We start from the raw sequence: 23,236 nt of genomic DNA on the forward strand, positions 1-23,236 counted from the left end.
CCCGGCCGCGCGACGCGGCGCGCGTCAGGCGGCGACCGTCTCCTTGCGCCCGGCCAGCGGGGCGCGCGGAGGCGACGGGACCGTGCGCGGCCCCGGCAGCGCGTAGCGGAAGATCTTCTTCCACGTGCTGCCGGCCTGTTCGCGCAGCGACCCCGTGTGGTACGGCAGCCCGTACCGCTCGCACAGCGCGCGGACGCGCGGCGCGATCTCGGCCAGCCGGTTGCTCGGCATGTCCGGGAACAGGTGGTGCTCGATCTGGTGGCTGAGGTTCCCCGTCATGAGGTGGAACAGCTTGCCGCCGCTGATGTTCGCCGAGCCGAGGATCTGCCGCACGTACCACTCGCCGCGCGTCTCGCCCTCCAACTGCTCCTCGCCGACCTCGAACACGTCCACCTCGCCGGGGAAGTGGCCGCAGAAGATGATCGTGTGCGCCCACACGTTCCGGACGATGTTCGCGGTGAAGTTCGCGCCGAGCGTCGAAAGGAACTGCGGCCCGCTGAGCAGCGGGAACGCGATGTAGTCCTTGCCCCACTGGCGGCGGATCTTCTTGCCGATCTCGCGGAGCTTGGCGCGGGTCTCGGCGCGGTCGTCCTCGCCCTTGCGGATCTTCTCCAGGTCGAGGTCGTGCAGCGCGACGCCGTACTCGAAGAACATCGCCAGCAGCGCGTTGTAGAACGGCTGCGCGAGGTACGCGGGGTTCCACGGCTGCTCGGGCGTCACCCGCAGGATGCCGTAGCCCACGTCGTTGTCCTTGTCGAGGACGTTCGTGTACGTGTGGTGGATGAAGTTGTGGGAGTGCTTCCACTGCTCGGCGGGGGAGACGTTGTCCCACTCCCACGTCGTCGAGTGGATCTTCTGGTCGCGCATCCAGTCCCACTGGCCGTGCATGACGTTGTGGCCGATCTCCATGTTCTCCAGGATCTTGGCCACGGACAGCGTCGCGGTCCCGGCGAGCCACGCGGGCGGCAGCGCGGACGCCATGAGCATCGCCCGGCCGCCCAGCTCCAGGTACCGCTGCCAGCGGATGACGCGGTGGATGTACGCGGAGTCGTCGTCGCCGAGGTCGGCGAAGATCTCGTCGCGCAGGTCGTCCAGCTCGCGCGCGATGGCCTCGTAGTCGGCCGGGGTCAGGTGCGCGGTGGGGTCGGTCTTGGCGTTCATGGGGGTCTCCTTTCGGAGTCAGAGTTCGAGTTCGACGGGCCCGGCGGCGGCGGACACGCACGTCTGGACGAGGTGCCCTTCCTCGCCGTGGACCTCGCCGGTGCGCAGGTCGCGGACCTGGCCGGAGCAGAGGCGGCCGACGCAGCTGTAGCAGATGCCCATGCGGCAGCCGCTGGGCAGCAGCGCGCCCGCGTTCTCGCCCGCGTCCAGCAGCGAGGTGGAGCCGTCGGCGTCGACCTCGATGCCGCTCGTGCGGAACGTGACGCGGCCGCCCTCGCCGCCCGCGCCCAGCAGGACGGGGCGGAACCGCTCGACGCGCAGCCGGTCCTCGGCGCCCGCGTCGCGCCAGTGCGCCTCGACGTCGTCGAGCATGTCGGCGGGCCCGCACGCCCAGGTGGCACGGTCCCGCCAGTCGGGGCACAGGTCGGCCAGGTCGGCGGGCTTGAGCCGGCCGTCGGCGGCGGTGTGCCGCTCGTGCAGGGTCAGCGCGGGGACGCGCGCGGCGAGCGCGCGCAGTTCCGCGCCGAAGATGGCGTCCTCCGGCGTCCGCGAGGAGTACACGACGACGGTGTCCGGCCACAGCCCGGTGGCGGCGAGGTCGCGCAGCATCGCCATGACCGGCGTGATGCCGCTGCCCGCCGCGAGGAACAGGATCTTGTTGGGACGCGGGTGCGGCAGGACGAACTCGCCCTCGGCCGCCGCGAGCCGGACGATCGTGCCGGGCCGCGCCTCGGTGACGAGGTGGCGGGACACGACGCCGTCCGGGTTCGCCTTGACGGTGATCGCCAGGCGGCCGTCGCGGCGCGGCGGCGCGGACAGTGAGAACGTCCGCCAGTGGCGCACGCCGTCCACGTCCACGCCGATCTTGAGCCACTGGCCCGCGCGGTGCCCGGCCCATTCGACGCCGGGCTTGATCTCCAGGGTGGCGACGCCGGGGGCCTCGTGGCGGATCGCCTCGATCCGGCCGCGGGGCTCGGCCGTCGACCACAGCGGGTTGACGAGCCCGAGGTAGTCCTCGGGCAGCAGCGGCGTGGTGAGCCACCGCGCCGCCGCGGCGAGCCGGCGCGCCGGCCCGCGCGACCTACCCGTGCTACGGGTCGCGTGCGGAGTCAAGGGGGCCTCCCCGTGCGGTCCTAACTTACGTTGCCGTAACCTACGGTGCCGTAAGTTCTGGGTCTGTTCAAGGGCTTGTCCGGCAAAGCGACCGGCATCACACCATCGCACGATGTCTCATTGCTTGATGTAGCTCTAGGTGACAAAACTCGTTCCGAGGTGTGTGCCCGGCAGCGCAGGGACTGCACATCCGCGCGGCGGTCCGGGGATGTGACGTCCGACCTGCTCCTGAGTCACGTCCGTCCCGCGGCTCTCATCGTTTTCTCATCTTCGCCTCAGCGGTCCCCCAGACGGCGTCGGCAGTCTGCTCGGCATGAACCGGCCGATCCCGCGCCGGACCCTGCTGGTCAACGGCGCGCTCGGCGTGCTGCTGCTCGGCGGGGCCGGCGCCGCCTACCTGAGCCTCTCCGACGACGGCTCGGACGCGTCCGCGGCCACCCGCACCACGCGCGTCCAGCGCGGCACCGTCTCCTCCTCGGTGTCGGCGTCCGGCTCCGTGGAGAGCTCCCGCACCCGCTCGCTGTCGTTCACGGCCTCCGGGACCGTCACGAAGATCTACGTGAAGGCCGGGAAGAAGGTCGCCGCGGGCACCGTCCTGGCCCGCCTCGACTCGACCGAGGCCCAGGAGAGCCTGGCCGAGGCCAAGGCCAACCTGACCGTCGCCGAGTCCGGGGACACCACGTCCGACAAGGGCTACGCCAGCTATCTCCAGGCCCGCAACGCCTACAACTCCGCGCTCCGCACCTACAACGGGACCGTGCTGCGGGCTCCGATCGCCGGGACGATCACGGCGGTGAACGGGACGGTCGGGGGGAGTTCCGGCGGTTCCGGCGGGTCCTCGTCGTCTGGTGGGTCGTCGTCGTCGGGCGGGTCCGGGTCCTCGTCGTCTTCCGGGAGCACGTCCACCTCTTCGTCCTCGGGGTCCGGCTTTATCGAGATGGCCGACACGTCCAAGATGCAGATCACCGGCAACTTCACCGAGGCCGACACCACCAAGCTCAAGAACGGCCAGGCCGCGACGGTCTCGTTCGACGCGCTCACCGGTAAGACCGCCACCGGGAAGGTCGTCGAGGTCGGGCTTTCGCCGACGACCACGGACAACGTCGTGAAGTACCCCGTCACGATCAGCCTGACCAAGGTGCCGTCCGGCGTCCGGCTCGGGCAGACCGCGACCGTCGAGGTCAGCGTCGCCAAGGCCGAGGACGTCCTGTACGTCCCGACCGCGGCGGTGCGGACGGCGGGCGGGCAGAGCACCGTCACCGTCGTGAAGGACGGGAAGCGCTCGACCGTGCAGGTCGAGGTCGGCGTCAAGGGCGACCAGGGGACCGAGATCACCTCGGGGCTCCAGGAGGGCGACGAGGTCGTGCTGACCTCGACGTCCGCCGGCGGGACGTCCGGGCAGACCGGGCTGCGCGGCGGCGCGGGCCTCGGCGGCGGGATGCCCGGCGGCGGCATGCCGGGCGGCGGCGCGCCGGGCGGGGGACGGCGGTGACCCCGGTCCTGGACGTCCGGTCGGTCACCAAGGTCTACGGGTCCGGCGACACGGCCGTCCACGCGCTGCGCGGCGTCTCGCTGACCGTCGAGCGCGGCGACTACGTCGCGATCATGGGGGCGTCCGGGTCCGGGAAGTCGACGCTGATGAACATCATCGGCTGCCTCGACGTCCCCACCGGCGGCCGCTACCGGCTCGACGGGCACGACGTCGGCGGCCTCGACGAGCGGCGCCTGGCGATCCTGCGCAACCGGCGCATCGGGTTCGTGTTCCAGTCGTTCAACCTGATCCCCCGGATGACCGCGCGCGCCAACGTCGAGCTGCCCCTCGCCTACGGCGGTGTTCGCGCCGCCGAGCGCCGCCGCCGCGCGCTCGCCGCGCTCCGCGAGGTCGGGCTGGAGGACCGGACGGGGCACGAGCCCAACGAGCTGTCCGGCGGTCAGCAGCAGCGCGTCGCCCTCGCCCGCGCCCTCGTCACCGCGCCCACGCTGCTCCTCGCCGACGAACCCACCGGTGCGCTCGACAGCCACTCCACCGAGGACGTCCTGCGGCTGTTCGACGGCCTCAACCGCGCGGGCCGCACGCTCGTCGTCATCACCCACGAGGCGGACGTCGCCACGCACGCCCGGCGCATCGTCCGGCTCGTGGACGGGCGGATCACCGAGGACCGGCGGCTCGCACCCGTCGCGGATCTCGCACGGGCCGCCCGGTGAACCCGGCGGAGGTGCTGCGGTTCGCGCTGCGCGGACTCGCCGCCAACAAACTGCGCAGCGCGCTGACGACGCTGGGCATCCTCATCGGCGTCGCGTCGGTGATCGTGCTCGTCGCGGTGGGGAACGGGTCGTCCGAGCAGATCAAGAAGAGCATCCAGCGGCTCGGCGCGGACTCGCTCACGGTCACGCCGTCCACGACGGGACGGGGCGGGTTCCGCGGCGGTTTCGGGGGGTTCGGCGGTTCGACGCAGCAGCAGAGCGGGCCGCGTACGCAGGCCCACGACCTGACCGTCGCGGACGCGACCGCGCTGACCGGTTCCGGCGACACGCCTTCGGTCAAGAGCGCTTCGCCCGTCGTCACGAGCCAGTCCGTCACCGCCGGGTACGAGGGGACGTCCGCGACGATCAGCCAGTTCGTCGGGACGACGCCCACCTACTTCGCGGCGGCCAACAAGACGCTCGCGTCGGGGGCGCTGTTCTCCGCGTCGGACGAGGCCGCGGGCGTCAAGAGCGTCGTGCTGGGCAGCAGCGTCGCGTCGGACCTGTTCGGACGCGTCGATCCGCTCGGCAAGAAGGTCGACGTCAACGGCATCCGGTTCACCGTCGTCGGCGTGCTCAAGGCGACCGGGTCCTCGTCGTCCAGCTTCTCCGACCCCGACAGCATCGCCGTCGCGCCGCTCACCGCCGTCCAGCAGAGCCTCACCGGCTACGGCGGCCTCGACCAGATCATCGTGCAGGCCACCGGTACGGACGCCGTGGACTCGGCACAGGCCGAGATCACCGCGCTGCTCGGGCAGCGGCACGGCGTCGCGGACTCGGGCACGGCCGACTTCACCGTCTCCAGCCAGGCCAGCGTGCAGTCCGCCGTCAGCGACTCCACCAAGACGTTCACCGTGCTGCTCGGGGCCGTCGCCGCGATCAGCCTGCTCGTCGGCGGCATCGGGATCACCAACATCATGCTCGTCACCGTCACCGAGCGGACGCGCGAGATCGGCATCCGCAAGGCCATCGGCGCGCCGCGCGGCGCGATCCTCGCCCAGTTCGTCGTGGAGGCGACCGTGCTCAGCCTCATCGGCGGGCTCCTCGGCGTCGCCGCGGGCGTCGCCGGGAGCCTGTTCACCATCGCCGGGGTGAAACCCGTGCTCGTCCCGTCGTCGATCGTCGTCGCGCTCGCGGTGTCGGTCGCGATCGGGCTGTTCTTCGGCGGGTTCCCCGCCGGGCGCGCGGCCAGGCTCCGCCCGATCGAGGCGCTGCGCCATGAGTGACCGCACCAGGGAGGACCCCGTGCCCGATTCCGACGACCGGCCCGACGCCGTTCCGGCCTCCGGTTCCCCGCCGCGCGCCGGCGGGGAGCCGCCGGACGGGGAGCTGCTCGCGACGTCGCCGTTCGACGACGACCTCGACGCCGCGCTCGCCGCCGTCCCGGCCAAGCGCGCCCTGCCGGGGCCGACGCTGTACCTGGCGGCGGGGCTGCTGCTCGTCGTCGGGTTCCTCGGCGGCATCCAGGCGCAGAAGTGGCGGTCGGACGACTCGGGCGGACGGTCCGGGAACGGGATGGCGCAGGCCGGGGAGGGCTTCCCCGGCGGGGCGCGCGGCGGTTACGGCTCGCGGGCGGGCGGCGAGTCGGGCGGGATGCCCGGCTTCGGCGGCGCGCCCGGCGGCGGGTACGGCGGCGCGTACGGCGGGCGCGGCGGCTTCGGCGGGGCCGGGGTCACGGCGGGCACCGTCGTGAAGGTCTCCGGCGACACGCTCTGGGTCAAGACGTCCGACGGCAAGACCGTGAAGGTCCACACCAGCGACTCGACGAAGGTCAGCGTGACGAAGCAGGGGTCGCTCAAGGATTTCGGCTCCGGCGCGACCGTCGTCGTGCGCGGCTCGGCGGGCGACGACGGCACCGTCACCGCGACCCAGGTCACCGAGGGCGGCGGCCGTGGCAACTGATTCCAGGAGACACCCGATGAACCGGAAGTTCGCGGCGGTGGCCGCCGCCGCGTCGATCCTGCTCGCGTCGGCGTGCGGCGGGGGCGACGGCAAGGACGGCGGCGGCAGGGCGGCGGCGTCGGCCGATCCGATGGCGGCGTTCCGCGCCTGCCTGCAGAAGCAGGGCGTGGACATGCCGGAGGGGCGTCGCGGCGGGAACGGCGCCCCGCCGTCGGGTGCGCCGTCCGGCCGTCCTAGCTGGAACGCGTCCGATCGGCCCTCGAATCGTCCCACGGGCCGTCCCACGCGCTCGGCCGCCCAGCAGAAGGCCATGCAGGCGTGCGCGTCCCTGGCCCCGAACCGCGGCGGACGCGGCCCCGGCGACTACGGCGGCCCGCCCGGCGGCGGCGCGCCGAGCCCGGCGGCGTCCTGACGGCCGCCCCCTGAACGTCGGCGGGCGGGCGGAGAGCCCCCGCGACCGCCCGCCCGCCGACCCCGCGCCCGCTCGGGTGGCTGTGCCCGGCGACGGGTGCGAGTATGGCTAGGCCGTGTCCCAAAGTGCCTCAGCCACAGCGCGAGTGCGTTACCTGGCCGGTGAAGCGATGCCGGAGGCGAGCTTCACCGGGCAGATCGCGGAGCGATGCCGCGCTCGCCAAGGCCCGGTGAGGTCCGAGCCGCCAGGCGAGGGCCGTGGGCCGGGACTTTGAAACACTGCTAGCCGATCTGGGCCGACGAAACGGGGTCACGCGTGCGGGCAAGAGCGATCAGCGCAGCGGCGGCGGCACTCGTCCTCGCCCTGGCGTCGGCGTGCGGGGGCGGCGGCGACGATCCCGCGCCCGCCCGCTCGTCCGCCGCGGACGGCCTCGCCTGGACGGACTGCGGCCAGGGGTTCCAGTGCGGGACGGTGCGCGTCCCGCTGGACTACGCCAAGCCGGACGGCGACACCATCGGCATCGCGATGATCAAGCTTCCGGCGACGGACCCGTCCCGGCGCGTCGGCTCACTGTTCACGAACCCGGGCGGGCCGGGCGGATCGGGCATCGAGTTCGTCCGCCAGGCCGGGCGGATCTTCAGCAGCGATCTGCGGCGTTCGTTCGACATCATCGGGTTCGACCCGCGCGGCGTGGGGGAGAGCTCGCCCGTCCGCTGCCTCACCGGGCCCGAGCTGGACACCTACTTCGGCACCGACTCGTCGCCCGACGACCGCGCCGAGGTCGACGCGTTCGCCGCGCAGAGCAAGAAGTTCGCCGCCGCGTGCGGCGCGAAGGCCGCTCGGCTGCTGCCGCACGTCGGCACCCGCGACGCCGCCCGCGACATGGACCTGATGCGCGCGGCCGTGGGCGACGCGAAGCTCACGTACTACGGCGCGTCCTACGGCACCTACCTCGGCGCGACGTACGCGGAGGAGTTCCCCGCGAAGGTGCGCGCGCTCGTCCTCGACGGCGCGCTCGACCCGAAGGTGTCGCCCGCGGACGTGCTGGTCGAGCAGGCGAAGGGCTTCGAGACGGCGTTCCGGGCGTTCGCGGAGGACTGCGTCCGGCAGGCGGGCTGCCCGCTCGGCACGTCCGCGGACGAGGCCGTCGCGAAGCTCTCGTCCTTCTTCGCCTCGGTGGACCGCGAACCGCTCACCAACAGCCGCGACTCCCGGCGCGTCACCGAGTCCTGGGCGACGATGGGCGTCGCGACGGCCCTCTACAACAAGGACTTCTGGCCCAACCTGCGCCAGGCTCTGGACCAGGCGATCAACCGCCGCGACGGCACGCTCCTGCTGACGCTCGCCGACACGATGGTCGAACGGAAGCCCGGCGGCCAGTACAGCAACGAGAACGACGCCAACATGGCCGTGAACTGCATCGACAAGCCCAACCCGCCGACGCTCGGCGCGTACCAGAAGTACGTGGACCGCGCCGCGCGGCAGTCCCCGCGCTTCGGCCCGTTCGTCGTCTGGGGCGGTCTGGCCTGCGTCTACTGGCCGACGAAGCCCACCGAGCCGCCCCACGCGATCAAGGCCGCCGGCGCCCCGCCGATCCTCGTGATCGGAACCACACGCGACCCCGCGACCCCGTACCCGTGGGCCCAGAGCCTCGCCGCCCAGCTCGACAAGGGCGTCCTCCTCACCCTCAACGGCGACGGCCACACCGCCTACCTGCAAGGAGACTCCTGCATCACCGCGGCGACGGACCGCTACCTCACCACCGCCGAACCCCCGCGCGACGGAACCCGCTGCAACTGATGCACACACCTGTCCCAGAACCGGGTAGACTGCTACCCGCGCCGTCCCCGAACGGCACGCCGCCTTAGCTCAGTCGGCAGAGCGATTCACTCGTAATGAATAGGTCATCGGTTCGATTCCGATAGGCGGCTCCAACCTGACCAGGGCGTTCACCTCACCGGGTGGACGCCCTTCGTCGTTCGGGTAGCAGTTCTTGCCGGTCCCCCTCAGGTATGGGCGGGCGGTTACCCGTGCGGGGCGATGTGCGGTTGCCCGGTCGGCGAACATGCTCGGAGCATGAGACTGATTTCCAAGACGGCGGGGGTGCTGGCCGTCGTGATCGCGGCCGGGGGTGCCGCCGCCGTGCCGACCGGGGCTGTGACTTCGCGGAGCGGGTCGGGTGATTGCGTGTTGGTGCCGCGTGCGGTGTGCGGGGTTGTGCGGCCTGGACCGGTGGACGACACGGGCGCACTGTCTCGGATGCGTCGATGAGTCCGGCGGTGTGGATTTCGCCCGGGGCGCTGTTGGGTGCGTGATCGAGCCGCGTTAAAACTGATTTTTCTGGTCGGGGCTAGCTCGGCGGCTGGGGGCGGAGGCCGTCGAGGATCAGGTGGGCCAGGTGGGTCGCGCGGGGTTTGTTGGATTCCGCGTTGGCGTGGTGGATGGCGGCGAAGGCTCCGGCGACCAGGGCCATCAGATCCTCGGGGGTTACGTCGTCGCGGACGGTGCCGGCGGTGCGGGCGCGGGTCAGGAGAGTCGCGACTTGGTGGGTTAGGTCGGCGGCCACGTCCGGGGCGGCGGTGCGCAGGTCGAACTCGGCTGCCAGAAGGGCGCTTTTGACGGTTGCGTTTTCGGCGCCCGTGGCCATCATTCGGCCCAGGAGGGTGAACAGGGCTTCGGGGTCGTCGGTGGCGGTCAGCTCTTCGGCCTCTTTGATGAGCTGTTCGAGTTGGTCGATCGCTACGGCCAGGTAGAGCGCTTCCTTCGTCGGGAAGTGGCGGTGGACGGTGCCCGGGCCGACGTTGGCGCGGCGGGCGATCTCATCCAGGGAGACGCCCAGGCCCTCGGTCGCGAACGCCCGCTGGGCGGTTCGGAGCACTCGGTCGCGGTTGCGGCGCGCGTCGGCTCGTAGCTCGCGGGCGGGGCTGTGAGCTGCGCCGGCGCGGTCTGGTGGCGGGGTGGACATGGTGACAGCAGCATAACCGGGGCGGCGCACCGTATAGTCTGGGGACGTAACCGGGGCGTCGCACCGCTTATTGGGCGTCTCGACCGACCCGATGCGGAGAGCGCGCAGATGACCGATCGCGACGATGCCGTGGCCCTGGTCCAGCGACTGCAGGAGTGCTTCAACACCCGGCGGTTCGACGGCGCCGACGAGCTGCACACGCCCGACTTCTACAGCCACCCGCTCGGCACGACCGGGATCGAGGCGGGCAAGGACGCCTGGCGCACGGTCGTCGCGCGTTTCCCCCGCATGCGCGTCACCGCCGAAGACATCCTGGTCGACGGGAACAAGGTCGCCGTCCGCTCGTCCGTCGAGGGCATGACGGACTCGGACGCGCGACCCACCCTGATCGAGATCTTCCGCATCGAGAACGGCCGCTTCGCCGAGATGTGGGGCCTCACCGAAGGCCCGGACCCGCGTTGACGAAACGGCTGGCGGCGGCCCTGGGATGGAGGGCCGCCGCTCGTCGCAGGGAGTCGAAGCTGGGGAGCGTGGGAGACTTGGTGAGTGCGGATTACACGGCGTAACGCGAGGTTTCAGCAGTGGGAGGCGTTGCTGGGGAACCGTGCCAAGCGGCAGCGGGCCGGGGAGTTCCTGGTGCAGGGGGTGCGGCCGATCGGGTTGGCGGTCGAGGGCGGGTGGCCGGTTCGGGCGGTGTTGCGGGAGGACGGGCGGGCGTTGTCCGGCTGGGCTCGGGGGATTGTGGAGCGGGCCGGGGGTGAGGTGTTCGAGGTTGCTCCTGAGTTGATGCGGGAACTCGGGGAGAAGAGTGAGGAGACTCCTGAGCTGCTTGCCGTTGTGGAGCTGCCTGCGGACGACTTCTCGCGGTTCACGGTGAAAGAAGACTTCCTTGGAGTCGTGTTCGATCGGCCGTCCAGTCCGGGGAATATCGGGACGATTATTCGGTCTGTTGACGCGTTCGGTGGGCACGGGGTCGTCGTCGCTGGTCATGCTGCCGATCCTTATGACCCCAAGGCTGTGCGGGCTTCTACCGGGTCGCTTTTCTCGGTTCCGGTGGTTCGGGCTCGGTCGCATCGGGATGTCATCGACTGGGCCCGGGACGCTGGGTTGACGGTCGTCGGTACCGATGAGAAGGGTGATGCGGATATCGCTGAGGTTGATCTCACCGGGCCTACGCTGCTCGTCGTCGGGAATGAGACCGCCGGGCTCAGCGCGGGGTGGCGGGAGGCGTGCGAGGTCATGGCGCGCATTCCGATCACCGGGACGGCCAGTTCGCTGAACGCGGCGAATGCGGCGACGGTTGTGCTTTACGAGGCCGCGCGTCAGCGGGGAGTGCAGTCACTCGCGTAGCGGGCGACGTGCGGGTCGTTCTGGGGGCCGGGGCAGAGGAAACGGTCGTAGCGCTTGTCCCCGTCCACATACCGCTTCAGCCAGGCGATGACGTACTTCGCCAACGTCGCGTCGCGGCGCTTCGGGAAGGAATGCGTCGCGCCCGCGATCTCCAGGTACGCCTTGGGCTGGGACGCGGGAATGCTCCGGTAGAAGACCTCAGCGTGCTTGCCGACGGGCGCGATCTTGTCGTGCTGCGCCGCGACGACGAGCGTCGGCACGCGGACGTTCGAGAAGTCCTTCGCCTTGTCGTACGGCATCAGCGGAATCGCCGCCTTGAGGTTCGGCCGTGTCGCGGCGAGATCGAGCGTTCCGCCGCCGCCCAGTGAATGGCCCATCACCGCCAGCCGTTCGGCGTCCACATGGGACGCGACGGCACTGCGCGTCGCGAGATAGGTGAGCGCGGCTTCCAACTCCAGAGACCGCTTGGCGGGCTGGTCCTTGAGATGCAGCGTGTCGATCGTGAAAACGATGAATCCGCGCGAGGCGAGCAGTGGACCATACCAGGCCATGCCCGACTGGTAACCCCTGCTGCCCGGCACGATCGTCACCGCCCCGAGCCGTTCCCCGGGAGGCCGCCCCGCCGGGTAATAGATCGTCCCCCCGCCGAACGCCTCGACGTACGCGCGCGGGACGACCTCCGTCCGGTACTTCTCCGGCCCCAGCGGCGCGGTGAGCGACGACTCGGTGGGCGCTGGGTCGCCCGCGTCGCGGTCGCCGCAGCCGGTCGCGAGCGGGAGCACCGCCGCGACCACGAGCCCGCATCGCGCGGCGCTGAATCCCAAAAACCCCATCCGTCCCAGTATTCACCGACCGGAGGGGTCGTCCTCCAGGTCGCCCTCGATGTCCAGGTAGAGCCGGCGCAGCGCGTCGAGCGTCGCGGCCTCCGGGTGCTCCCACAGGCCGCGCTCGGCGGCCTCCAGGAGGCGTTCGGCGATGCCGTGCAGCGCCCACGGGTTGGAACGCTCGAAGAACGCGCGGTTCTCGGCGTCGAGCGCGTAGGTCTCCGCCAGCTTCTCGTACATCCAGTCGGCGACGACCCCGGCCGTCGCGTCGTACCCGAACAGGTAGTCGACGGTCGCGGCCAGCTCGAACGCGCCCTTGTACCCGTGCCGGCGCATCGCGGCGAGCCAGCGCGGGTTGACGACGCGCGCGCGGAACACGCGCGAGGTCTCCTCGTGCAGCGTCCGGGTGCGGACGGCGTCGGGCCGGGTGCTGTCGCCGACGTAGGCGCGCGGCGCGGTGCCGGTCAGCGCGCGCACGGTGGCGATCATCCCGCCGTGGTACTGGAAGTAGTCGTCGGAGTCCGCGATGTCGTGTTCGCGCGTGTCGACGTTCTTCGCGGCGACGGCGATGCGGCGGTAGGCGTTCTCCATGTCGTCGCGCGCGGGGACGCCGTCGAGGTCGCGGCCGTACGCGTAGCCGCCCCAGACGGCGTACACCTCGGCCAGATCCGAGTCGTCGCGCCAGTTGCGGCTGTCGATGAGCGGGAGGATGCCCGCCCCGTACGCGCCGGGCCGGGAGCCGAAGACGCGCATCGTGGCACGCCGCTCGTCGCCGTGCCGGGCGCGGTCGGCCTCGACGTGGGCGCGGACGTGGTTGGCCTCGGCGGGCTCGTCCTGCGCGGCGGCGAGCCGGACGGCGTCGTCCAGCATCGCGACGACGTGCGGGAACGCGTCCCGGAAGAACCCGCTGATGCGGACCGTCACGTCGATGCGCGGCCGGCCCAGCTCGTCTAGCGGGATCGGTTCCAGGCCGGTGACGCGGCGGGACGCGTCGTCCCAGACGGGCCGGACGCCGAGCAGCGCGAGCACTTCGGCGACGTCGTCGCCGGACGTCCGCATCGCGGAAGTTCCCCATACCGACAACCCGACCGACTGTGGCCAGTCGCCGGTGTCCTCGCGGTAACGGGACAGCAGCGAGTCCGCCATCGCGCGACCGGTGTCCCAGGCGAGGCGGCTCGGGACGGCCTTGGGGTCGACGGAGTAGAAGTTCCGCCCGGTCGGCAGCACGTTGACGAGCCCGCGCAGCGGCGACCCGCTCGGCCCGGCGGGCACGTAACCGCCGTCGAGAGCGTGCAGGACCATCGCGATCTCGTCGGCGGTGCGGTCCAGGCGCGGGACGATCTCGGTCGCGGCGAACCGCAGGATGTCCGCGACGGCGCCGTCCGCGATGTCGTCGGCGGCGGAGGCGTCCCAGCCGCGTTCCTCCATCGCCGCGACGAGACCGCGCGCCTGCGCCTCCACAGCGTCGGTGTCGCCGCGCGCCGCTCCGGACTCGTCCAAGCCGAGCGCTTCACGCAGGCCGGGGAGTGTCACCGAGCCGCCCCACAGTTGCCGGGCGCGCAACATGGCCAGTACGAGATCGACGCGGGCGTCTCCGGATGGAGCGACGCCTAGGACATGCAGGCCGTCCCTGATCTGGACGTCCTTGACCTCGCACAGCCAGCCGTCCACGTGCAGCAGGAAGTCGTCGAATTCGGCGTCGTGCGGCCGGTCGTCCAGCCCGAGGTCGTGGTCGAGGCGCGCCGCGCGGATCAGCGTCCAGATCTGCGCGCGGATCGCGGGGAGCTTCGCCGGGTCCATCGCGGCGACGTTGGCGTGCTCGTCCAGGAGCTGTTCGAGGCGGGCGATGTCGCCGTAGCTCTCGGCGCGCGCCATCGGCGGGACGAGGTGGTCCACGAGCGTCGCGTGCGCCCGGCGCTTGGCCTGCGTGCCCTCGCCGGGGTCGTTGACGAGGAACGGGTAGATCAGCGGCAGGTCGCCGAGCGCGGCGTCGGGGCCGCAGGCGGCGGACAGCCCGGCGGCCTTGCCGGGCAGCCACTCCAGGTTGCCGTGCTTGCCGACGTGGACGACCGCGTGCGCCCCGAACTCGTCGGCCACCCACCGGTACGCGGCGAGGTAGTGGTGGCTGGGCGGCAGATCAGGGTCGTGGTAGATCGCCACGGGGTTCTCGCCGAAGCCACGCGGCGGCTGGACGAGCACCACGACGTTGCCGGAGCGCAGCGCGGCCAGGACGATCTCGCCGTCCGGATCGGCGGAGCGGTCCACGAACAGTTCGCCGGGCGGCGGTCCCCAGTGGTTCTCGACACTGTCGCGTAGCTCCTGCGGCAGGGTTTTATACCAGTCGAGATAGCGCGAGGCGGGGATGCGGACCGGGTTGCCTTCGAGCTGCTCCTCGGTGAGCCAGTCGGCGTCCTGGCCGCCCGCCGCGATGAGCGCGTGCATGAGCGCGTCGCCCTCGGCGGGCAGCTCGCCGCCCGTGTCGTAGCCGCGTTCCCGCAGCGCCGCGAGCAGCCGGATGACCGACGCGGGCGTGTCCAGCCCGACCGCGTTCCCGATCCGGGCGTGCTTGGTCGGGTACGCCGACAGCATCAGCGCGACCCGCTTCTCCCCGGCCGGGACGTGCCGGAGGCGGCCGTGCGCGACGGCGATCCCGGCGACGCGCGCGGCGCGCTCGGGGTCGGCGGCGTAGACGCTCAGGCCGTCCTCGTCGATGCGCTTGAACGAGAACGGGACGGTGATGATCCGCCCGTCGAACTCGGGGACGGCGACCTGCGTGGCGGTGTCGAGCGGCGACAGGCCGTCGTCGCTCTCCTCCCACGCGGCGCGCTCGCTGGTCAGGCAGAGGCCCTGGAGGATCGGGACGTCCAGGGCGGCGAGCGCGCCGACGTCCCACGCCTCGTCGTCGCCGCCCGCCCCGGCCGTCGCGGGCTTGGTGCCGCCCGCCGCGAGGACGGTCACGACGAGCGCGTCCGCGCGGCCGAGTTCGGCCAGCAGCGCGTCGTCGGCGGTGCGCAGCGACGCGCAGAAGATCGGCAGCGCGCGGCCGCCCGCCGCCTCGATCGCCGCGCACAGCGTCTCCACGAACGCGGTGTTCCCGGCCAGGTGGTGCGCGCGGTAGTACAGGACGCCGACCAGCGGCCCGTCGCCCGGCGACGGCGGCTGCTCCAGCGCGCCCCACGCGGGCGTCTCGGCGGGCGGCTCGAACCCGTGCCCGGTGAGCAGGACGGTGTCGGACAGGAACCGGTGCAGCTCGCGCAGGTTCGCCGGGCCGCCGTACGCGAGGTAGGCGTGCGCCTCGGCGGCGACTCCGGCGGGGACCGTGGACAGCTCCATCAGCTCGGCGTCCGGGGACTGCTCGCCGCTGACCACGACGACCGGGCGCGGCCCGGCGAGCAGCGGGTCCAGCAGGTCCTCGAAGGCGCGGCGGCCGCCGAGCAGCCGGACGACGACGAGGTCGGCGCCGTCCACCAGGGCGGGCAGCTCGGCCGGGTCGAGCCGGGCGGGGTTGGCGAGGCGGAACGGCGCGCCGGAGGCGCGCGCGCTCAGCAGGTCGGTGTCCGACGTGGACAGCAGCACGAACACGCTGGTCGAGTCCTCACCCGGGGTCCGCGCCCCGAATCGAAGGGTCACAGCGACGGGAGTCTCCTGGCTTCCGGATCGACGCTCGCCCCGGCCTTCCCGCTCGCGCCGCGTTCGCACGCCGCGCGTTCAGTGGCCGCAGACGGGGTTCGCTCCCCGGTGACAGTGGCGGGACCGCGCCGGACTCGCACCGGCTTCCTCCGCTTTGTCGCTGCTCAATCAGTGGTGACCACTCTGGTCAACCCGGACATCGGCGTCAAGCCGGGGTCAAGCTGGCGCTTAGGATCTGCGGCTGTGAACCCCCGTTCCGGTCCCGACGCCTGCCCCGGCGCCGTCCGCGTCCACCCGGCCGCCGACGGCGGGCTCGCGCGCGTCCGGCTGCCCGGCGGACGGCTGCCGCGCCGCGCGCTCGCCGCGCTCGCCGCCGCCGCGGCCGACCTCGGGGACGGGCGGCTCGACCTGACATCGCGCGGGAACGTGCAGCTCCGCGGGCTTTCGCCCGGGGCGGAGACGGAATTGGGGACGCGGCTGCGGGCGGCTGGACTGCTGCCTTCTATTGCGCACGAGCGGGCGCGGAATGTCGTTTGTAGCCCGCTTTCCGGACGTTCCGGCGGCGTCGTTGATATCCGTGGCCTGATCAGTGAATTCGACGCCGGATTGTGTGCCGATCCAGCTCTCGCGGGCCTGTCCGGGCGGTTCCTCTTCGCCTTCGACGACGGGCGGGGGGACGTGACCGCGCTGCGGCCGGACCTCGGCGCCCACGCGCTCGACGCTGACACGTTCGCGCTGGTCATCGCCGGTTCGGACAGCGGTGTCCGGGTGGCTTTCCCGGACGCGGTCGGGCTTCTTCTCGACGTCGCGCGCGGGTTCCTCGACGTATCCGGAACCGCATGGCGAACGGCCGATCTGGACGACCCGATCGCGGCCCTCACGCCTTTCCTGCCTACTACGGGAACGCCTACTTCTTTCCCCGCGCCGCCCGTGCCGCCGGTCGGCCCCATCCAGCAACGCGACGGGCGCACCGCGCTGGCCGCGCTCGTCCCCCTCGGCCGCCTCGAACCCGCCGCGCTCACCGCCCTGCTCGACACCGCCGCCGACGAGATCGTCATCACCCCGTGGCGGACGGTCGTCCTCCCCGACCTCCCCGGCCCGGCCTCGCTCGGCGGCGGCCTGATCACCGACCCCGCGTCGGCCTGGCGCGGCGTCACCGCCTGCGCGGGCCGCCCCGGCTGCGCGAAGTCCCTGACCGACGTCCGCGCCGACGCCGCCCGCTCCCTGACCCTCGCCCCACTCGACCTCCTGCCCTCCCCGCACGACGCCGCGCCACCCGCGCCGACGCCACCCGCGCCGACGCTGCCCGCACCGACGCTGCCCGCGCCGGCCGCACCGGCCGCACGGGCCGCACCGGCCGCACCGTCCGCGCCGGGCTCGCCGGGCTCGCCGGCCTCGCCGTCCGGTGTGCCGTGCGGCGCTGCGTCCGATGCCCCCGGCTCGCCGCCCGTTCACTGGGTCGGGTGCGGGCGGGTGTGCGGGCGGCCCGCCGGGCCGCATGTGGCCGTCGTCGCGACCGGGGACGGCTACGAGGTCCGCGCCGGTGACGACGTCCTCGCGCGGTCGCGCGACCTGACCGCGACGGCCGCCGCCGTCGCGACGACACGGAGGAAGATGTGACCGACTACGTCCGCGACGGCGCGGAGATCTACCGGCGGTCGTTCGCGACCATCCGCGCCGAGGCCGAGCTGTCCGGCCTGCCGGACGACGTCGCGCGCGTCGCCGTCCGCATGATCCACGCCTGCGGGATGGTGGACCTCGTCGACGACCTCGACGTCGCGCCGGGCGCGGTCGCCGCCGCCCGCGCCGCGCTGCTCGCGGGCCGCCCGGTGCTGTGCGACGCGACGATGGTCGCCGCCGGGATCACCCGCCGCCGCCTGCCCGCCGGCAACGAGGTCGTCTGCACGCTCGGCGACCCGCGTGTCCCCGAGATCGCCGCGCGCGACGGCCTGACCCGCAGTGCCGCCGCCGTCGAGCTGTGGCGCGACCGCCTGGACGGCGCGGTCGTCGCGATCGGCAACGCCCCGACCGCCCTGTTCCGGCTGCTGGAACTGGTCGCGGCGGGCGCGCCCCGGCCCGCGGCGGTGCTCGGCGTACCGGTCGGTTTCATCGGCGCGGCCGAGTCCAAGGACGCGCTGGCCGAGTCCGACCTGGCGCATCTCGTCGTGCGCGGGCGGCGCGGCGGCAGCGCGATGGCCGCCGCCGCCGTGAACGCCCTCGCGTCCGAGGACGAGCGGTGACCGGCCGCCTGCACGGCGTCGGGCTCGGCCCCGGCGACCCCGAGCTGATCACGCTGAAGGCCGCGCGGCTCATCGAGTCCGCCGACGTCGTGGTGTTCCACGCGGCCCGGCACGGCCGCAGCCACGCCCGCGCCATCGCCGCCGCGCACCTGCGGGACGGCCAGATCGAGGAACCGCTGATCTACCCGGTGACGACGGAGGAGTCCGCCGACTACCGGGGCGAGCTGGAGGCGTTCTACGACGACTGCGCCCGGCGGCTCGCCGCGCACCTGGACGCGGGCCGCGACGTCGTCGTCCTCGCCGAGGGCGACCCGTTCTTCTACGGCTCCTACATGCACCTGCACAAACGGCTCGCGGACCGGTATCCGACGACGGTCGTGCCCGGCGTCACGTCGATCGCGGGCGCGTCGGCGGAGCTGGGCCGTCCGCTGGTCGAGCGGGACGAGACCCTGACCGTCCTCCCCGGCACCCTCGACGCCGCCGCCCTCGCGGACCGCCTCGCGGGCGCCGACTCCGCCGCCGTCATGAAGCTCGGCCGGACGTTCCCCGCCGTCCGCACCGCGCTGGAGAACGCCGGGCGGCTCGGCGACGCCTGGTACGTCGAGCGCGCCACCACCGGCGACCAGCGGATCGCGCCGCTCGCGGACGTCGATCCGGCGACCGTGCCGTACTTCTCGGTGGCGCTGCTGCCCAGCCGCGTCCACGAGGAGACGCGCCGCGCGCTGCCCGCCGCGCCCGCGCGGCCGACCGCGGGCGAGGTCGTCGTCGTCGGCCTCGGCCCGGCCGGACGCGAGTGGCTGACCCCCCAGGCGCAGGAGGCCCTGGCCGCCGCCGACGACCTCATCGGCTACGGCCCCTACCTGGACCGCGTCCCGCCGAACGCGCGGCAGGCGCGGCACCCGTCCGGCAACACCGTCGAGGCCGACCGCGCCGAGCACGCGCTGGAGCTGGCGCGCGCGGGGCGGCGCGTCGCGGTCGTCTCGTCCGGCGACCCGGGCGTGTTCGCGATGGCGACGGCCGTGCTGGAGGCCGCCGAGCGGTTCCCGGACGTGCCGGTGCGCGTCCTGCCCGGGCTGACCGCCGCGCAGGCCGTCGCGTCCCGCGCGGGCGCGCCGCTCGGCCACGACTACTGCGTGCTGTCGCTGTCGGACCGGCTCAAGCCGTGGGACGTCATCGCGGCGCGGCTCGCGGCGGCCGCCGCGTCGGACCTGGTCGTCGCCGTCTACAACCCGGCGTCCAAGACGCGGCGGCACCAGGTCGCCGAGGCGCGCGACCTGCTGCTCAAGCACCGGGACGCGGACACGCCCGTCGTCATCGGACGGGACGTGGGCGGGCCCGCCGAGAGCGTCCGCGTCGTCCGGCTCGCGGACCTGGACCCCGCCGACGTGGACATGCGCTGCCTGCTGATCATCGGCTCGTCGCAGACGCGGCGGACCGGCGACACCGTCTACACGCCGCGCCGCTACCCGTCCTGAGCGCGTCCGTCGAGCCAGGCCAGCGCCTCCTCGACGGTCTCGACGCGCGGGACGTCGGGCAGCGGCGGCCGGTCGACCATCACGACGGGGAGGCCGAGTTCGCGGGCGGCGGTCAGCTTCGCCTCGGTCATCGGGCTGCCGCTGTCCTTGGTGACGACCGCGTCGATCCGGTGTTCGCGGAACAGGGCCCGTTCCTCGTCCACGGTGAACGGGCCGCGCGCGAGGACGATCGCGTGGCGCGGCGGCAGCGGCGGTTCGGGGGCGTCCACGGAGCGGATCAGGAACCAGCGGCGCGCGTCGTCGGTGAACGGGGTCAGGTCCTTGCGGCCGGTCGTCAGGAACACGCGCTCGCCGGGCAGGTTCGCGGCGGCTGCCGCGAGGGACGGGACGCGAATCCAGCGGTCCCCGGGACGCTCCGTCCAGCCGGGCCGACGCAGCACGACCAGCGGGACGTCGGCGCTCCGCGCGGCGACGACGGCCGCGTCGGTCATGACGCGCGCGAACGGGTGCGTGGCGTCTACGACGGCGCCGATCCGCTCGGCGGCCAGCCAGGCGGCGAGGCCGTCCGCGCCGCCGAACCCGCCGACGCGGACGTCCCCGGCGGGCAGGACGGGGTGCTCCGTCACGCCCGCCAGGGAGGTGACCGCGTGGACGCCGGGGCGGTCGGCCAGCAGCTCCGCCAACCGCCGCGCCTCACCGGTCCCGCCGAGCACCAGCACGCGCAGTGTCATGACGATCATGCTAGGTCCACGCCCGGGTGGGGCGCTCGCCCGGCGCCGCGGTCCGACACGTGGCCCGGCCGCGGTCGGTCCGCGCTGGTCAGCCCGCCGCAGTCCGGCGCGTCGGTCCGCCCGCATCGGTCGGCGCGCGTCGGTCGGCGCGCGTCGGTCCGCCCGCGTCGGTCCGCCCGCGTCGGTCCGCCCGCGTCGGTCCGCCCGCATCGGTCCGCCCGCATCGGTCCGCCCGCGTCGGTCGGCCCGCATCGGTCGGCGTGCGGCGGTCAGTTGGCGACGGTCAGGTCCATCGTGTTGCCGGGGCCGGTCAGGGCCGCGCTGATCTCGTCCGTGCGCTTCCCGCAGCCGGTGAGCGGCGGGAGCGTGAAGCGCGCGTGGTACGGGCCGGACGCGGACGAGCCCGCCGTGGTGAACGCGACGGAGAACGGCGCGGTCGCGCAGTCCGGCCCGCCGCCGACCGACGCGCCGCCGACCGCGACGTCCGGCACGGCCAGCGTCATCCGGACGCCCGGCTTGCCCACGGGCCCGGTCTCCGGCCCCGCCGTCGCGAACTGGAGCCGCGCGCTCGCGGGCTCGTCGCCGTTCCAGCGGAACGACAGCTTCGTCTCGTCAAGCGCGAGCGTGTAGGTGTGGACACCGGTCATCAGGTCCACCTTGTCGTACAGCTTTCCGGTCAGCGGGGCCGTGGCGGCCGGGGCCGCGAGGGTCGTCTCGCCCTTGACGTCGTGTTCCACGATGTAGCCGGGGGAGACCGACGCCGTCGCGGGGGCCGCGCCGAGGAACGCGCCGCCGCCGACCGCGACGGCCAGGGCCGCAGCCCGTCGGATACCGCTCATGCGGATCTCATTTCGTCGGGGTGGTGTGAGGGTTCAGCCGCCGATCGTCAGGTCGACGGTGTTGCCGTCGCCCGAGAACATCGTCGTGAGGTTGTCGTTGAACTGGCCGCAGCCCGTCAGCGCGGGCAGGTCGAACTCGGCGTGGTAGGTCGGGCCGGTCGCGGCGAGGGCGACGGTGAACGGCTCGGCCGTCCGGCAGTCGGTCCCGCCGCCGACGTGGGTTCCGAGGACGGCGAAGTCCGCGACCGTGACCGTCATGGGGACGGTCAGCGACGCGTCGCCCGCCTCGACCGGTCCGGCCGTCGCGAACTGCAGACGCGCGGTCACCGGTAGGGCGTCCAAAAACGTGTAGGAAACGGTGACCTCGTCGAACGCCAACGTGGGTGCGCCGCCGTCGTCGGAGAAACGCCCGGTGAGCGGGATATCCGTGTCGGGGGTGGTGAGATGCGCCTTGCCGGTGACATTCTCGACGGTGGCCGAGACGGCGGGGGCGAGCGCCAGAACACTTCCGAGGACCACGCCGCACAGCGCCGCGGTCCGTCTGAATCCACGCATGGGAACCTCTCGATCGTGGGGAGCTTTCGAGGGCATGCGTATTCGTCAGTATCACCGCGCCGGACGCCCAGAAAGGCCCAGCCGCGAAGTCATGCGCATAGTGCGCACGACGGCCGCGCGCATCGTCGCCCGACGACAACGCGCGCACGTCGGTTTCCGGCGCGCCGCGGAAACGCACCGAGCGAGCTAGTTCGCTTCCTCCGCCGCGAGCATCGCGTCGAGGGTGACGTCCGGGAACTCGCGGCGGATCGCGTTCAGCCGCCACTTGTCGGTGAACACCGCGATCAGCGCGCCGTCGAGGCTGCGGGTGAAGACCTCGACGCCTGACCGGGACGTCAGTTTCGGTATCGACGCCTCGTCGGTGACGCGCGCGGTCGTGTAATCCAGCCGCGTCAGGTCCACGGCCGCGCCGAATTCCTCGGCCATCCGGTGCGCGACGACCTCGAACTGCAGTGCGCCGACCGCCGCGAGCACCGGCGCCTGGTCGCCGCGCACATCGCTGCGCAGGACCTGCACGACGCCCTCGCCGTCCAACTGCTCGATGCCGCGCCGGAACTGCTTGGCGCGGCCGTTGTCCTTCGCGCGGACGACGGAGAACAGCTCCGGCGCGAACGGCGGAATCGGCGGGAAAACGACGGGCGTCTTCACGTAAAGCGTGTCGCCGACCGTCAGCCCGACCGTGTTGGGCAGCCCGATGACGTCCCCCGGATAGGCGACGTCCAGCGTGGAACGGTCGCGGCCGAACACCGTCTGCGCGTACTTGGTGGCGAGCGGGCGGCCCGTCCGGCCGTGGGTGAGGGACATGCCGCGCTCGAACCGGCCCGAGCAGACGCGGATGAACGCGAGCCGGTCGCGGTGCGCGCGGTCCATCCCGGCCTGCACCTTGAAGACCTGCCCGGCGAACGGCGCGGTGACGGCGCGCTCGCCGCCCTCGGCGTCGCGGCGCGGCGCGGGCGGCGGCGCGAGGTCGCGGACGGTCGCCAGCAGCTCCCGGACGCCGAAGTTCGGCAGCGCCGCGCCGAACAGGACGGGCGTGCAGGTCCCGGCGTGGAAGGCGGCCATGTCGAGGTCCGCGCCGATCTCGTCGAGCAGCGCCAGCTCCTCGACGGCGGTCGTCCACGCCGCGCCCTCCTCGGCGGCGGCGCGGTCGGCGGGGACGGTCTCGTGCTCGGCGCGGGTCGCGCCGCCGGGCGTCCGCGTGTACCGGGTGAACTCGCCGGTGGCGCGGTCGATGAGGCCGCGGAAGTCGCCCGCGACGCCGACGGGCCAGTTCAGCGGGGCGGGCTTGAGGCCGATGCGCTGCTCGACCTCGTCCAGCAGTTCGAGGGGTTCGCGGCCGGGCCGGTCCCACTTGTTGACGAACGTCAGCACCGGGACGCCCCGGTGGCGGCACACGTCGAACAGCTTGAGGGTCTGCGCCTCCAGGCCCTTCGCCGAGTCGAGCAGCATGATCGCGGCGTCGACGGCGGCGAGGACGCGGTAGGTGTCCTCGGAGAAGTCGGCGTGGCCGGGGGTGTCGAGGAGGTTGAGCAGCGCGCCGTCGAACTCGAACCGCAGCACCGAGGACGTGATCGAGATGCCGCGGCTGCGCTCCATCTCCATCCAGTCGGACGCGACGCCCTTGCGCCCCGCCTTGCCGTGGACGGCGCCCGCCTCCTCGATGGCGGCGGCGTGCAGCGCCAGCGCCTCGGTGAGGGTGGACTTGCCGGCGTCGGGATGGCTGATCACCGCGAAGGTGCGGCGGCGGGCCGCCTCCTTCGCGATGTCGGACACGGGTTCTGCGGAATTCACCGCC

At 73.1% G+C, this 23,236-nt stretch carries 20 protein-coding genes, 1 tRNA gene and 1 riboswitch; of the genes, 12 read left to right on the forward strand and 9 right to left on the reverse strand.

Translation table 11 applies throughout. The annotated features are described in order from the left end of the window. Nucleotides 1–24: 24 nt before the first annotated feature. Complete coding sequence (locus G339_RS0115025) at nucleotides 25–1,161, reverse strand: fatty acid desaturase family protein (protein WP_019631903.1); 1,137 nt, start codon at nucleotides 1,159–1,161, stop codon at nucleotides 25–27. Nucleotides 1,162–1,179: 18 nt separating this feature from the next. After that, the gene (locus G339_RS0115030) at nucleotides 1,180–2,274 is read right to left on the reverse strand and encodes a ferredoxin reductase (RefSeq protein ID WP_019631904.1); all 1,095 of its coding nucleotides are present in this window, start codon (nucleotides 2,272–2,274) and stop codon (nucleotides 1,180–1,182) included. 313 nt (nucleotides 2,275–2,587) lie between these two features. Here G339_RS0115030 and G339_RS0115035 point away from each other — a divergent pair, with 313 nt between their 5' ends. The 7 genes from G339_RS0115035 (at nucleotide 2,588) to G339_RS0115065 (ending at nucleotide 8,766) form a co-directional block, all read left to right on the forward strand. Next, on the forward strand, nucleotides 2,588–3,766 hold the full coding sequence (locus G339_RS0115035) for an efflux RND transporter periplasmic adaptor subunit (protein ID WP_019631905.1): 1,179 nt from the start codon (nucleotides 2,588–2,590) through the stop codon (nucleotides 3,764–3,766). After that, nucleotides 3,763–4,479: an ATP-binding cassette domain-containing protein gene (locus G339_RS0115040; protein WP_019631906.1), complete on the forward strand. Its 717-nt coding sequence runs from the start codon at nucleotides 3,763–3,765 to the stop codon at nucleotides 4,477–4,479. Before G339_RS0115035 ends, G339_RS0115040 begins: the two co-directional genes overlap by 4 nt. Then, on the forward strand, nucleotides 4,476–5,744 hold the full coding sequence (locus G339_RS0115045) for an ABC transporter permease (protein ID WP_019631907.1): 1,269 nt from the start codon (nucleotides 4,476–4,478) through the stop codon (nucleotides 5,742–5,744). Before G339_RS0115040 ends, G339_RS0115045 begins: the two co-directional genes overlap by 4 nt. A 19-nt stretch (nucleotides 5,745–5,763) precedes the next feature. Then, nucleotides 5,764–6,420, forward strand: a complete 657-nt coding sequence (locus G339_RS0115050; protein ID WP_019631908.1) for a hypothetical protein — start codon at nucleotides 5,764–5,766, stop codon at nucleotides 6,418–6,420. A gap of 16 nt (nucleotides 6,421–6,436) precedes the next feature. Beyond that, nucleotides 6,437–6,832 carry a hypothetical protein gene (locus G339_RS36695; RefSeq protein WP_019631909.1) on the forward strand — a complete coding sequence of 132 codons (396 nt, stop codon included), beginning with the start codon at nucleotides 6,437–6,439 and terminating at the stop codon, nucleotides 6,830–6,832. A 315-nt stretch (nucleotides 6,833–7,147) separates the two neighbouring features. Further along, complete coding sequence (locus G339_RS0115060; RefSeq protein ID WP_019631910.1) at nucleotides 7,148–8,632, forward strand: alpha/beta hydrolase; 1,485 nt, start codon at nucleotides 7,148–7,150, stop codon at nucleotides 8,630–8,632. Between the two features lie 58 nt (nucleotides 8,633–8,690). Next, nucleotides 8,691–8,766 (forward strand) — tRNA-Thr (locus tag G339_RS0115065). Nucleotides 8,767–9,182: 416 nt separating this feature from the next. Here G339_RS0115065 and G339_RS0115070 read toward each other — a convergent pair. Continuing rightward, nucleotides 9,183–9,797 (reverse strand): TetR/AcrR family transcriptional regulator, encoded by a 615-nt coding sequence (locus G339_RS0115070; RefSeq protein WP_051107840.1) that lies wholly within the window; start codon nucleotides 9,795–9,797, stop codon nucleotides 9,183–9,185. Between the two features lie 108 nt (nucleotides 9,798–9,905). On the opposite strand from G339_RS0115070, the gene G339_RS0115075 reads away from it, so the two are divergent. Together G339_RS0115075 and G339_RS0115080 are read left to right on the forward strand one after the other, a co-directional pair. Further along, nucleotides 9,906–10,259: an ester cyclase gene (locus G339_RS0115075; RefSeq protein ID WP_019631912.1), complete on the forward strand. Its 354-nt coding sequence runs from the start codon at nucleotides 9,906–9,908 to the stop codon at nucleotides 10,257–10,259. Nucleotides 10,260–10,343: 84 nt separating this feature from the next. After that, entirely contained in the window at nucleotides 10,344–11,147 is an 804-nt protein-coding gene (locus G339_RS0115080) for a TrmH family RNA methyltransferase (RefSeq protein ID WP_019631913.1), read from the forward strand. Here G339_RS0115080 and G339_RS0115085 read toward each other — a convergent pair. After that, entirely contained in the window at nucleotides 11,120–11,980 is an 861-nt protein-coding gene (locus G339_RS0115085) for an alpha/beta hydrolase family protein (protein ID WP_084693247.1), read from the reverse strand. The genes G339_RS0115080 and G339_RS0115085 overlap by 28 nt on opposite strands. Nucleotides 11,981–11,992: 12 nt before the next feature. Further along, nucleotides 11,993–15,553, reverse strand: a complete 3,561-nt coding sequence (gene cobN / locus G339_RS0115090; RefSeq protein ID WP_019631915.1) for a cobaltochelatase subunit CobN — start codon at nucleotides 15,551–15,553, stop codon at nucleotides 11,993–11,995. Nucleotides 15,554–15,587: 34 nt separating this feature from the next. Next, a riboswitch (cobalamin riboswitch) is annotated at nucleotides 15,588–15,799 on the reverse strand. A gap of 45 nt (nucleotides 15,800–15,844) precedes the next feature. Between cobN and G339_RS36700 the strand changes: the two genes are divergently transcribed. From G339_RS36700 to G339_RS0115105, 3 genes are read left to right on the forward strand one after another with little or no spacing between them, the layout of a single operon-like run. After that, nucleotides 15,845–17,221 (forward strand): hypothetical protein, encoded by a 1,377-nt coding sequence (locus G339_RS36700; RefSeq protein WP_084693248.1) that lies wholly within the window; start codon nucleotides 15,845–15,847, stop codon nucleotides 17,219–17,221. Next, nucleotides 17,218–17,841 carry a precorrin-8X methylmutase gene (locus tag G339_RS0115100; protein ID WP_019631917.1) on the forward strand — a complete coding sequence of 208 codons (624 nt, stop codon included), beginning with the start codon at nucleotides 17,218–17,220 and terminating at the stop codon, nucleotides 17,839–17,841. The genes G339_RS36700 and G339_RS0115100 overlap by 4 nt, the downstream gene beginning before the upstream one ends. Further along, nucleotides 17,838–19,316 carry a precorrin-2 C(20)-methyltransferase gene (locus G339_RS0115105; protein WP_019631918.1) on the forward strand — a complete coding sequence of 493 codons (1,479 nt, stop codon included), beginning with the start codon at nucleotides 17,838–17,840 and terminating at the stop codon, nucleotides 19,314–19,316. The genes G339_RS0115100 and G339_RS0115105 overlap by 4 nt, the downstream gene beginning before the upstream one ends. Here the strand turns inward: G339_RS0115105 and G339_RS0115110 are convergent. The 4 genes from G339_RS0115110 to G339_RS0115125 form a co-directional block, all read right to left on the reverse strand. Then, a complete protein-coding gene (locus G339_RS0115110) occupies nucleotides 19,304–20,047 on the reverse strand; it encodes a cobalt-precorrin-6A reductase (protein ID WP_033323207.1) in 744 nt (247 codons plus the stop codon). The two genes, G339_RS0115105 and G339_RS0115110, sit on opposite strands and share 13 nt — an antisense overlap. Before the next feature lie 269 nt (nucleotides 20,048–20,316). Continuing rightward, nucleotides 20,317–20,886, reverse strand: coding sequence for a hypothetical protein (locus G339_RS0115115; RefSeq protein ID WP_019631920.1), 570 nt, complete (start codon nucleotides 20,884–20,886; stop codon nucleotides 20,317–20,319). A 33-nt stretch (nucleotides 20,887–20,919) separates the two neighbouring features. After that, nucleotides 20,920–21,441, reverse strand: coding sequence for a hypothetical protein (locus G339_RS0115120; protein WP_019631921.1), 522 nt, complete (start codon nucleotides 21,439–21,441; stop codon nucleotides 20,920–20,922). 186 nt (nucleotides 21,442–21,627) lie between these two features. Then, on the reverse strand, nucleotides 21,628–23,232 hold the full coding sequence (locus G339_RS0115125) for a peptide chain release factor 3 (protein WP_033323104.1): 1,605 nt from the start codon (nucleotides 23,230–23,232) through the stop codon (nucleotides 21,628–21,630). Nucleotides 23,233–23,236: the final 4 nt, after the last annotated feature.

This window comes from Actinomadura atramentaria DSM 43919, assembly GCF_000381885.1.
In the GTDB taxonomy this organism is placed as follows: Bacteria; Actinomycetota; Actinomycetes; order Streptosporangiales; family Streptosporangiaceae; genus Spirillospora; species Spirillospora atramentaria.

Coding starts and splice junctions, on each gene's coding strand:
- G339_RS0115070 (WP_051107840.1), bottom strand. CDS start 9,797: ATGTCCACCCCGCCACCAGACCGCGCCGGCGCAGCTCACAGCCCCGCC.
- G339_RS36695 (WP_019631909.1), top strand. CDS start 6,437: ATGAACCGGAAGTTCGCGGCGGTGGCCGCCGCCGCGTCGATCCTGCTC.
- G339_RS0115085 (WP_084693247.1), bottom strand. CDS start 11,980: ATGGGGTTTTTGGGATTCAGCGCCGCGCGATGCGGGCTCGTGGTCGCG.
- G339_RS0115075 (WP_019631912.1), top strand. CDS start 9,906: ATGACCGATCGCGACGATGCCGTGGCCCTGGTCCAGCGACTGCAGGAG.
- G339_RS0115120 (WP_019631921.1), bottom strand. CDS start 21,441: ATGCGTGGATTCAGACGGACCGCGGCGCTGTGCGGCGTGGTCCTCGGA.
- G339_RS0115035 (WP_019631905.1), top strand. CDS start 2,588: ATGAACCGGCCGATCCCGCGCCGGACCCTGCTGGTCAACGGCGCGCTC.
- G339_RS0115110 (WP_033323207.1), bottom strand. CDS start 20,047: ATGACACTGCGCGTGCTGGTGCTCGGCGGGACCGGTGAGGCGCGGCGG.
- G339_RS0115115 (WP_019631920.1), bottom strand. CDS start 20,886: ATGAGCGGTATCCGACGGGCTGCGGCCCTGGCCGTCGCGGTCGGCGGC.
- G339_RS0115025 (WP_019631903.1), bottom strand. CDS start 1,161: ATGAACGCCAAGACCGACCCCACCGCGCACCTGACCCCGGCCGACTAC.